The following is a 9,229-nucleotide window of genomic DNA, read 5'->3' as shown; positions in this document are numbered from 1 at the left end:
CCGCCGATCCGCGGCCGCCGAGGCCGACCCCGCCGCCGACCCGGCGAGCTCTACGGCGACCGCGGCTACGACTCCAACCCCCACCGACACCGCCTGCGCGAGCGCGGGATCCGCCCACTGATCGCCCGCCGCGGCGTCGCGCACGGCTCCGGCCTGGGCAAGGTCCGCTGGGTCATCGAACGAGGTTTCGCCTGGCTGCACGCGTTCAAACGGCTGCGGACCCGCTACGAACGCCGCGCCGACATCCACCTCGGCTTCCTCCACCTCGCCTGCGCGCTGATCTGTCACCGCGAACTCATGAAGTCATTCTGAAACCATCTCTTATGGAGATGCTCGACGGACGACGTCCGGCCCGCCAGATGACGAAGATCGCCGCCCCCCGGGTGATCCGCTACCTGCGGGCGATCCCGCTCGGCCCGGGTGGCCTGCCCGGCGGGGTCCGGTTGCTGAGTTTTCACCCGTCCCAGCCGCACGAGGGGGCGGTGGAGGTCGCAGCGTCGGTGGCCGTTCGGGGGCGCCGTCGAGCGGTTGCGGCGTCGTTCGAACTGACCGGCCTGGAGAACTGGGTCTGCGACACGCTCCGGATCCTGTGAGGCAGCGGCCCGGCGGGAGTCTCCCGCCGGGCCGCCGCTGCGCGTAGCGGACCTGTCGGGCTGTGCCGTCGCGGTCGGGCCGCGGCGAAGAACCTGCCGCGGCCCGACCGCAGGGGGCTCAAGGCCGCCCCGGGGCCGCGAAGCGACGGCGGGCGCCTACGGCCGCAGTGTTCGTCGACCTCGGCCGGAGCTTCGCTACGCCGCCCCCGCCGGCCCACGGCGATGCGACGTCCGCCGAACGCGCCGCCAACCGGCCAGGGAGCACAAGCCATGCACGACAACATGACTCAGAACCACGCCGAGGGGTTCGAGCCGTTCCGCCCCGAGCGCGATGAACCCGTCAGTCCCTCGGTGCCGGTCGACTGGATCGGACCTGACCCGGCCTCGCACTGGTCGCACGCCTCCGACGAAACCGCCTTGTGTCCGGTCATGAGCCGCGGCGAGTACGTCCCGGCCGACTCGCTCCAGTACCTGACCGGCCCTTCGTCACGTTGGCGATCGCTCGAGCGGTGACCCGATGACAACACCCTCGGCATCCACCCCGCCGTCCTCACCTTGCGCCGGGAGTGCGTACCGACGCCCGCTTCGGTCGGACTCGGCGGCTGCTCGACCGTCGACAGGAGGCGTTCCGAGTCGGATCAGGTCTCCTGCTCGTGCAGTTTCCGTAGCTGCTCACGCACCGAGTCCGGGTCCCACCTCGTGTGCCCGCCGGCCGTCCGGAACTCCGGCGTGATCACGCCGCCGGCGATGTAGCGCTGGATCGTGCGCAGGCTCAGGCCCAGCTCCTTGGCGAGCTCTCCGCTCGTCACCAGCCTGCCCACGACACGCAGGCTAAGTAGCTGATCACCGCTCTGGCGGCTTCTGTCGTATTGTGTCGTAGATTGACGCAACTATGGGAGGTGCTGTGTCGGACACGGTCTACTCCGTCCATGCGACCAAGGCCGATGACGTCGGCGCGGTCGAGATCGTCTTTCGCACCGAGGGGGAGGCGCGCACATATGCCCAGTCGCGCTCCAGCGATGATCGAGTTCTGTCTACCTCGGTCACCAGCTTTCACGTGGGCCGGCTGGGCACGCGGCGTTCCGTCGCCTGGTTCGTCGACGGTGTCGAGCAATCTGTGTCCTTCACACGGCGCATCTATCCGACCGACTGACGCCGGCGCGCCCCGACCTAGGCTCGGGGTACGACGGCGGCGGTTCCGACAAGAGATTCGAGGTGCGCGATCAGCGACGCCAAGGCGGCCGAGCGCGAGAGCGACGACCCGGCCCCCGCTCTACAGCAGGCTGCCTCCGCAGCGCGGCTCGCCCACGATCCGTCCACTCTCATTCGCTACGGCTCGAACGCAGTGTTCAGGCTCCCGGACGAGGTCATCGCCCGGGTCTCACGCCCGGGCGTACCGGTCGATGGTGCCGCGAGGCAGGTGGCCGTCGCGAGATGGCTCGAGAGCGTCGGCTTCCCGGCCGCACGGGTCATCGACGTCGAGCAGCCGATCGAGACCGACGGTCGCGTGGTGACCTTTTGGAAGTCAGCGGCAGACGACGAGCGCTACGCAGAGATCGACGACGTCGCAGCACTCATCAGGGATCTACACCAGCTCGCCGCGCCGGCCGAGCTCAAACTCCCGGAGTTGCGGCCCTTCGGCGATCCCGACGACGCAGTGCCCGGATTTCCAGGACTCGCCGAGGCCGACAAGTCCTTCCTGCGAGAGCGGTACTCGTGGGCCCGGGAGAGCTTCCCTGGCCTGCCCTTCGCACTCCCGCGCGGTGTGATCCACGGTGATGCCAATGTCGGCAACGTGATTCTCGACCGCGACGACCGACCGGTCCTGATCGACCTGGACAGTTTCGCGACCGGGCCGCGCGAATGGGACCTTATTCAGACGGCTCTGTTCGCCGACCGGCTCGGCTGGCACAGCCCCGAGGAATATCGGCGTTTCGTGGACGTCTACGGCCACGACCTCCGCGACTGGGAGGGCTACGAACAGCTGGCGGACATGCGCGAGATCGCGATGACGGCGTGGCTGAGCAAGCAGGCCGCGCACTCGGAGAAGTCCGCGGCTGAGGCGGCCAAGCGGATTGCCGCGATCCGGACCGGCGCGAGTCGGCGGGACTGGTCGGCCTACTGAGCATGTGGCGCCCAGAGCCTCAGTGCACGAGCGCGCTCGGCGAAGTCGGTGAGGACGCGCGCGCCGTGAAAGCGGGCCAGCCGCGTCCGCAGCTCGTCGACGTAGCGTTCGCTGCGTGCTGAGCGGAGCGTCTCGCCGAGCTCGAGGGCGTTCAACGCCGTCATGACACCGGCCTCCGGTTCGCCGGCGTCGAGCTGCGAATGGGCGAGCACCATCGTCGCGAAGAAGTCGCTCCGGGCGTACTCCCCGCTCGCATCGGCCAGTGCCTTCGACGCCCACCGGCTGGCTTCGGTAGCACGTCCGAGGTCTCGGTTGCAGTGCGCCATCTCGGCGGCGAACTCTGCCTCGTCGAAGTACTGGATCCAGGCCGGGCCGTCGCCGGGGGAGTGCCGCGCATAGGCCGCAGCCGCCGTTCCAAGTGCGGCGTCGCAGCCGGCGGCGTCGCCCGCCATGGCGAGTGCGCGTGCTTCCATGACGTGGAAGTGGGCGCTCAGAATGGGAACGCGGAGACCCTCTGTGCCGAGCGATGCGGCACGGGCAAGGTTCGCAGCTTCCCGGTACTTCCCCAGGTAGGTCGCCTGGTGACTCATCGCATCCAGGATGCTGGCAGCCAGGCTCCGGTCCTCCGCTGCGTCGGCGAGGCCGAGAGCCTGGATGAAGTAGCGCTGAGCCAGACCGTGATGACCGATGTCGTACGACGCCCAGGCGGCGAGCTGGGTGATCTCGGCACTGGCCGCCAGAACTTCTTGGCGGACCGCGGAAGTGGCGCTGGCGCGCAACAGCTTCGGGAGGTCGTCGTGGAGGTACACGACGAGCGCGCGGCGGGCGTGGCCACCGCCGAAGCGATTGTCGAGCATGTCGAAGCTCAGCCGGGTCTGTCGCAGGCGATCGACGTCTGCGGCGCCGATCGACCGAGGTTGCCATTCGCGAGGGCTTCGGGTGTTCACCAGCCAGGACAGCGAGGCATCGCTCCACGCTGACGGACTGACCGCCGCCGAGACGATGGCCGGCGACTCGGCAAGGTCAGCTTGAAGCAGGGCAGCGAGTGATGCGGCCGAGTCGTCTGTGCCGTTCGGGTAGGCCAGCCCAATGTCGGGCGAGACGTGAGGGCCCGTGCCGAAGCCCACCTCGTCGGGATGGACCACCCTCCCGAGCCGGCTGCCGATCGCTTGCAGGATGAAGGCTCGCGTCTCCTCGTCCCGGGGAATCGCGCCGTTGAGCCAGCGGCCGACGTAGGTGTGCGTGAACGTCCGGCGGAGCCCGCGGGCGACGGCTGCGTCCGTGACGGCCCTTGCGAACCGTTTGCGTCCGATCTGACCATCACGATCCAGGAAGCCTGCTTCGAACAGCAATGCCCTGAGCTGCTCGTTCCCCGCCACTGAACCCCCTTCGTGCCCTGGCGTCCGAGTGTGCCTCCTTGTGTGCCCTGCCGTGGCCGTTTCGTCGAAGTCAGAGTGGAAGGCGTGGACGAAGAGCGGACGCGGCGGATTGGCGAGGGGATCGAGGGGCTGGGTTTCGCTGTCAGTGTCGGCGCGACTCCAGCTTCGACACTCGCGCGTCCAACTCGGACATCGCCGAGTCGAGGGCCTCCCGCAGGGCATCGATCCGGCGAGTGATCTCGACGAGTTCGGCAGAGGGCGCGACGGGTCGTGGTTCAGCGGTGACATAGACGCCCTTGCCGGGCTGCCCCTCGGCGACGCCGTCGTTCTGCAATTGCTTGATCGCGGCCCGCGCGACGGTCACGGACACGCAGTAGCTGGTTATCAACGCGGAGGTCGAGGGCAGTAGCTCGCCGATCCCGTAGGTCCCGTCCTGGATCTTGCGACGGAGGTCGTCGGCGACCTGCTGGTACTTCGGTGTCCTGGCCACCCGCCCTCCTCATGTCGGCATTGGCATTGTGCCCGGCGACCCGTGCCCTACGGGCCGGCAGTCATCCACAGGCGTGTCATCCAGCCTTGTACTACAAGAACACTATGTGCATATAGTTGATGCACGCGATCGGGAGGAGACCCGATGAGGAATCAGCAGGGCGGCGCACAGACGGCCGTACCGGCGTTCTACAGCGTCGCGGCGACGGCACAGATGCTCGGCGCGTCGGAGATGACGGTCTACCGGGCGATCCAGGCGGGCGAGTTCCCTGCCCTTCGCATCCGCGGACGGATCGTCGTTCCCGTTAAGGCTCTCGAAGCGCTGACCGAGGCTGCGGTCGAGGGCCGCCGACTCGTCGACGTCGCCGAGTGGACGGCCGCCGCCGCAGGAGGCGGGCCCGATGAGCGGGGCTGAGGTCTACGCAGCCCTGTTCGGAGGACAGGTCGATCCGGACTGGGAGTCGTATGCGAGCTGCCGCGAGGTCGACGCCGACCTGTTCTTCCCCGAGGAGCGCGAGTCAGCGGGGCGGGTCAAGGCGATCTGCCGGTCGTGCTCGGTCCGGGACGAGTGCCTGGCGACGGCGATTCGGCGCGGCGAGTCGCATGGAATCTGGGGCGGAATGACCGCCCGGGAGCGGGGAGCTCTCGCTCGGTCCCTCCGCGACGACGGTTTCGCCGTTCCCCGCGCCGCACGACGGCCGGCATGACACGGGTGCACACCTCGGAAGGAGCGATCGGTCATGGCGACCGGCATCGGAGTGGCCATCTTCCTGGCGCTGCTCGGGGCGTTCATCTGTGCGAAGGCGCGGGTGCCCGCGGGCGCGGTCGTCTTCTCGCTCATCGCTCTCGCGCTCTTCGTGGCCACCCCACTGGGGCAGGGCGTCCCGGGCGCGGTGGAGCAGTTCGTGAGCACGGTGGACGGCGCGGCGACGCCCGTCCTGAACGGGGAGGGATCGGATGGGGTGACCAGAGTGGCCGATCAGGGCAGGAGACCGGCGTGAACGGCGAGGAGGCCGCGCGACTTGCCCGCTACCGGCAGTCCACCGACATCCGGCGGATTGCGTGCGACGTCTTCGGCGCGACCGTCGTCGAGGTTTCAGCCGGTCCCGGGGTGCTCGCTGCGCGGCAACTCGACGATCCGTTGGCCGGGGTACGGGCGGCGGCCTTCGTACAGTCGGTCGGCCGGGCGGAGCTCTACAACCACACAGTGCAGGCGCGCGCCGCCGGACGGTCGTGGCACGACATCGCCGCGGCGCTCGGTCTCGGCGAGGACCACGGGGACCCGGCCCAGATGGCCTTCGAGGTGGTCGTCGAGGGGCAGGCGGTGCAGCGGCAACGTCCCATCTGGCGGCCGACCGCACGCTGGACCTGCGCGAGCTGCCGAGGCCGGGTGGTCGACTCCGGGCCCTACGAGGCGTACGTGTCCGACAACGAGTCCGGCCACGCGAAGGAGTGCGTCCGCCTGCACCGGGGACGTCAGCCATGACGATGCGAACCTGGCTGCTGGCGATCCTCGGCGTCGTCGCCGCAGCCGCCGCGGTGTTGTCCTTCTCCTCGCTGCGCGACCTGGCGCGTCAGTGCGGCTTCGACTCCCGGATCGCATGGCTGCTGCCGGTCGTCGTCGACGCCGGCGCCGCGGGCGGATCGATCGTGTGGCTCGGTGTCTGGGCCGGCGACGTGGCGCGGCGTTTTGCCCGCGCTCTTGCCCTCAGCCTGCTGGCGTTGTCGGTCGTCGCCAATGCGTTCGGCCACGCGCTCGAGGCCTATGGCCTGCAACCGCCGTGGTGGGTGGTGGTTGCAGTGTCCGGGATCGCGCCTGCGGTCCTCGGAGCCGTCGTCCATCTCGCCGTCCTGCTCGGTCGGATACCGGTTGTGGTCGACGAGGAGTCGGTGGTTCCGGAGCTCGACGACGACGGGCCCACGAGTTGGTGGGACACGGCGCCGCCCGCCCCGCCGACGTCGAGCGACAGGGCTTCGGAGCTGATCGCCGAAGGCATCGGACGACGTCGGTTGGCCAAGGAGTTGGGCGTCAGCGAGCACGAGGCCAGGCAGCTGCTCGCCGCATCGCGGCACACCGGCGCGGGGGAGGGGGCGTGATGACGATGGTGCTGTTGGTCGCTGCCGTTGTCGGTGCGGCGCTTGCCTGGCGCCGCGGTGCGCGGTGGCTGGGCGGAGCGCTGGCGCTCTTCGGGGTGCTGGTGCTGTGGCGCTTGGTCGGTCACCTGGGTTGGTGGTTAACCGTGCCAGCCCTGCTTGCGGGCGGCACGGCGTGGCATCTGCGCAGCCGGACGGCATCTCGGGTAACACGATGGGGGGCGCGGTCGCGGCGGAAGTCCGGAGTCGCGTCCTCCGTGGACATTGCGCGGGTCGCGTCAGGATCGGCCGTCCGCCGCAAAGCGTCGTCGGTGCGTCCCGAGCTCACGGCATTGCCGCGGTCGGTCAGAGGAGCGATCAAGGCCGTCGACGTCGGCATCGAGCTGTGCAGGGTCGGGATCCAGCTGGTCTGGTCCTCCGTCGAGGACGTCACCCTGATATTCGGCGGACCCCGCACCGGCAAGACCGGTTGGCTGGCGGGGCGGGTGCTCGATGCGCAAGGCGCGCTGTTGGTGACCTCGACCCGCACCGATCTGCTGGAGCTGACCGGCCCACTCCGCGCGAGGCGGGGACCGGTGTACGTGTTCAATGCCGTGGGTCTTGGCGGCCACCCGTCGACGATCACGTTCGACCCGTTGACCGGGTGCGCGGACCCCGTCACGGCGGCGGAGCGGGCGGGGGATCTCCTTGGTGCCGGCGTCGGCGCGGGACACGATCGCGAGTTCTGGGACGCCCAGGCCCGCCGGGTCCTGGCGGCACTCATGCATGCCGCGGCGCTGGGGGAGGGTCTCACCATGCGCGAAGTCCTCCGATGGGTCGCCGATCCGGACGGCGCGCAACGCGAGGTGACCTCCCTGCTGCGCTCCTCGCCGTCACCGGAGCTCGTCCAGGACGCGACCCAGTTCATCGCGACAAACGATCGCACCCGGACCTCGATCACCTCGACGATCATGCCCGCACTGGGCTGGTTGACCTCGCCCGCGGCCTCGACCGCAGCGAGCGGTGCCCACCCCTTCGTCGTCGCGAACCTGCTGGATTCGAGCGCGACGGTATACCTGCTCGGTGCGGAGGAGACCCAGGCGGCGCCGCTGGTCTGCGCCCTGACCGGATACGTCGCCCGCGAAGCTCGTCGGCTCGCGGCGACTCGTCCGAGCGGACGGCTCGATCCGCCGCTCACACTGGCCCTCGACGAGGCCGCGCTGATCTCGCCGGTGCCCCTGCAGTCGTGGACGGCGGACATGGGCGGCCGAGGCGTCACGATCATTGCTGCGTTCCAGTCGCGAGCCCAGGTGATTGCCCGCTGGGGTGAGACCGGCGGGGCGATCATCCTCAACAACGCCGCGTCCGTCATGGTCTTCGGCGGCACCCGCGACCGTGACGACCTAGCGTTCTGGTCGACCCTTGCCGGCGAGCGCGACGAGCCGGTCACGACGACCGACATGCACGGTCGCGCCTACTCGCGAACGGTCCGCAGGGTCCCGGTGCTGGCGCCGTCGCAGATCGCGAACCTTCCCGCGGGGACGGCCGTCGTGTTCCGGCGGGGCATCCCACCCGTGGTCGGCCACGTCCGAATGGCGTGGCGGCGCCGAGACGTCCGCGCCCACGCGCGGGCCCAACGCGCCGACCGGCGAAGCCTGCGGTTTCGAGCCCGGTGGGACGCCGTGATGGAAGGCTTGCCCGACGCGCTCGCCTCGCGGTGGCCGGATCGGTTCGCCGGCCTCGCTCGTCGGGTGCACGACGCGCACTCGACTCGTCGCGACCGGCCTGCGCCCCCAGTGGTCGACGCCGACAACGTCGTCTCGATCTCGGAGCGACGGACATGACGGACGCGCCGACGCTGCAGGCGCTCGCCCGGGCGCTCGAACGCTCCCAACGGCGGGTGGGCGAGCTCGAGACCCTTGTTCGCCAACTCGCCGCCGACGTCACCACTCTCGCCCGTTCCCACCCGTCAGCGGGCGCTTCGGATCCCGCTGCGGGCGAGGGCGGCCGCCCGGTGGGTGGCTGGCTGGGCGTCTCCGACCTGGACGTCGCCACGGGCGGGTTGCAGAACCTCATGTCCTGGGTCGAGGCGGTCTACCTCTGGTATCCGGACGCCGAGCTCCCGTCCTGCTGGCTCTGGCACCCAGCCGTCGTCGAGGAGCTGTGGTGGCTCCATGGCGCGTACGCCTCGGCATTCGATGAGTCCGCCGGCTCCTGGTCACGCATCGGGGACTGGCACGATCGCTTCCGGCCCGGCGTCGTCCGCCGCCTGCACGCTGCGGTCGGCGGATGCGAGCTCGCGCTCCACACCCCGGACAGCACCCTCCTGGTCCCGCCCGTCGCACCGCTCCCCGACGCCGCATCCGGCATCGCCCACTCATGGACCAACGGCCGTCGCCTGCCCGAGCCGACGCCTTACGAACTCCTCGCCGCCGCTCGTCACGAGCGAGAACAGCACCGGAAGAACCACCGATGACCAATGAAGTGATCTCAACAAGATCGGCGGGGCCGGCGCAACGACACGCCCATAACGGGCAATCCGGGTAGCTGCTGCGGAAGACGTGGGGTCC

Annotated in this window: 15 protein-coding genes; 12 read left to right on the top strand and 3 right to left on the bottom strand. The window is 69.9% G+C overall.

What is annotated here, in order from left to right:
* The 3 genes from BM093_RS33545 to BM093_RS33535 all read left to right on the top strand — a co-directional run.
* Window positions 1–312 (top strand): transposase (locus BM093_RS33545; RefSeq protein ID WP_143105688.1); only part of this gene is annotated, 312 nt, incomplete at its 5' end.
* 17 nt (window positions 313–329) lie between these two features.
* A complete protein-coding gene (locus BM093_RS33540; RefSeq protein WP_143105687.1) occupies window positions 330–593 on the top strand; it encodes an Rv3235 family protein in 264 nt (87 codons plus the stop codon).
* Between the two features lie 270 nt (window positions 594–863).
* Complete coding sequence (locus BM093_RS33535; protein WP_093357175.1) at window positions 864–1,106, top strand: hypothetical protein; 243 nt, start codon at window positions 864–866, stop codon at window positions 1,104–1,106.
* A gap of 125 nt (window positions 1,107–1,231) precedes the next feature.
* Here BM093_RS33535 and BM093_RS33530 read toward each other — a convergent pair whose 3' ends face one another.
* A complete protein-coding gene (locus BM093_RS33530; protein WP_093357173.1) occupies window positions 1,232–1,414 on the bottom strand; it encodes a MerR family DNA-binding transcriptional regulator in 183 nt (60 codons plus the stop codon).
* An 83-nt stretch (window positions 1,415–1,497) separates the two neighbouring features.
* Here BM093_RS33530 and BM093_RS33525 point away from each other — a divergent pair, with 83 nt between their 5' ends.
* Entirely contained in the window at window positions 1,498–1,746 is a 249-nt protein-coding gene (locus BM093_RS33525; protein WP_093357170.1) for a hypothetical protein, read from the top strand.
* Between the two features lie 192 nt (window positions 1,747–1,938).
* Window positions 1,939–2,718 carry a phosphotransferase family protein gene (locus BM093_RS33520; protein ID WP_245773982.1) on the top strand — a complete coding sequence of 260 codons (780 nt, stop codon included), beginning with the start codon at window positions 1,939–1,941 and terminating at the stop codon, window positions 2,716–2,718.
* Here the strand turns inward: BM093_RS33520 and BM093_RS33515 are convergent.
* The gene (locus BM093_RS33515) at window positions 2,712–4,097 is read right to left on the bottom strand and encodes an NsdA family TPR-like regulatory protein (protein ID WP_093357166.1); all 1,386 of its coding nucleotides are present in this window, start codon (window positions 4,095–4,097) and stop codon (window positions 2,712–2,714) included. The genes BM093_RS33520 and BM093_RS33515 overlap by 7 nt on opposite strands.
* Before the next feature lie 142 nt (window positions 4,098–4,239).
* Window positions 4,240–4,587 (bottom strand): winged helix-turn-helix domain-containing protein, encoded by a 348-nt coding sequence (locus BM093_RS33510; RefSeq protein ID WP_093357164.1) that lies wholly within the window; start codon window positions 4,585–4,587, stop codon window positions 4,240–4,242.
* 144 nt (window positions 4,588–4,731) lie between these two features.
* On the opposite strand from BM093_RS33510, the gene BM093_RS33505 reads away from it, so the two are divergent.
* From BM093_RS33505 to BM093_RS33475, 7 genes are read left to right on the top strand one after another with little or no spacing between them, the layout of a single operon-like run.
* Window positions 4,732–5,001 carry a helix-turn-helix domain-containing protein gene (locus BM093_RS33505; protein ID WP_093357161.1) on the top strand — a complete coding sequence of 90 codons (270 nt, stop codon included), beginning with the start codon at window positions 4,732–4,734 and terminating at the stop codon, window positions 4,999–5,001.
* A complete protein-coding gene (locus BM093_RS33500; protein WP_093357157.1) occupies window positions 4,988–5,293 on the top strand; it encodes a WhiB family transcriptional regulator in 306 nt (101 codons plus the stop codon). Before BM093_RS33505 ends, BM093_RS33500 begins: the two co-directional genes overlap by 14 nt.
* A 33-nt stretch (window positions 5,294–5,326) precedes the next feature.
* Window positions 5,327–5,587 carry a hypothetical protein gene (locus BM093_RS33495; RefSeq protein WP_093357153.1) on the top strand — a complete coding sequence of 87 codons (261 nt, stop codon included), beginning with the start codon at window positions 5,327–5,329 and terminating at the stop codon, window positions 5,585–5,587.
* Entirely contained in the window at window positions 5,584–6,072 is a 489-nt protein-coding gene (locus tag BM093_RS33490) for a hypothetical protein (protein WP_093357149.1), read from the top strand. Before BM093_RS33495 ends, BM093_RS33490 begins: the two co-directional genes overlap by 4 nt.
* Window positions 6,069–6,683 carry a DUF2637 domain-containing protein gene (locus BM093_RS33485; RefSeq protein ID WP_093357145.1) on the top strand — a complete coding sequence of 205 codons (615 nt, stop codon included), beginning with the start codon at window positions 6,069–6,071 and terminating at the stop codon, window positions 6,681–6,683. Before BM093_RS33490 ends, BM093_RS33485 begins: the two co-directional genes overlap by 4 nt.
* A complete protein-coding gene (locus BM093_RS33480; RefSeq protein ID WP_093357179.1) occupies window positions 6,683–8,503 on the top strand; it encodes a type IV secretory system conjugative DNA transfer family protein in 1,821 nt (606 codons plus the stop codon). Before BM093_RS33485 ends, BM093_RS33480 begins: the two co-directional genes overlap by 1 nt.
* Window positions 8,500–9,135: a hypothetical protein gene (locus BM093_RS33475; RefSeq protein ID WP_093357142.1), complete on the top strand. Its 636-nt coding sequence runs from the start codon at window positions 8,500–8,502 to the stop codon at window positions 9,133–9,135. Before BM093_RS33480 ends, BM093_RS33475 begins: the two co-directional genes overlap by 4 nt.
* Window positions 9,136–9,229 lie beyond the last annotated feature (94 nt).

Origin of the sequence: Pseudonocardia ammonioxydans, assembly GCF_900115005.1 — a bacterium.
Lineage (GTDB): Bacteria > Actinomycetota > Actinomycetes > Mycobacteriales > Pseudonocardiaceae > Pseudonocardia > Pseudonocardia ammonioxydans.
This window is presented reverse-complemented; position numbering and strand designations above follow the sequence as displayed.

Coding starts and splice junctions, on each gene's coding strand:
- BM093_RS33495 (WP_093357153.1), top strand. CDS start 5,327: ATGGCGACCGGCATCGGAGTGGCCATCTTCCTGGCGCTGCTCGGGGCG.
- BM093_RS33535 (WP_093357175.1), top strand. CDS start 864: ATGCACGACAACATGACTCAGAACCACGCCGAGGGGTTCGAGCCGTTC.
- BM093_RS33505 (WP_093357161.1), top strand. CDS start 4,732: ATGAGGAATCAGCAGGGCGGCGCACAGACGGCCGTACCGGCGTTCTAC.
- BM093_RS33540 (WP_143105687.1), top strand. CDS start 330: ATGCTCGACGGACGACGTCCGGCCCGCCAGATGACGAAGATCGCCGCC.
- BM093_RS33485 (WP_093357145.1), top strand. CDS start 6,069: ATGACGATGCGAACCTGGCTGCTGGCGATCCTCGGCGTCGTCGCCGCA.
- BM093_RS33475 (WP_093357142.1), top strand. CDS start 8,500: ATGACGGACGCGCCGACGCTGCAGGCGCTCGCCCGGGCGCTCGAACGC.
- BM093_RS33480 (WP_093357179.1), top strand. CDS start 6,683: ATGACGATGGTGCTGTTGGTCGCTGCCGTTGTCGGTGCGGCGCTTGCC.
- BM093_RS33500 (WP_093357157.1), top strand. CDS start 4,988: ATGAGCGGGGCTGAGGTCTACGCAGCCCTGTTCGGAGGACAGGTCGAT.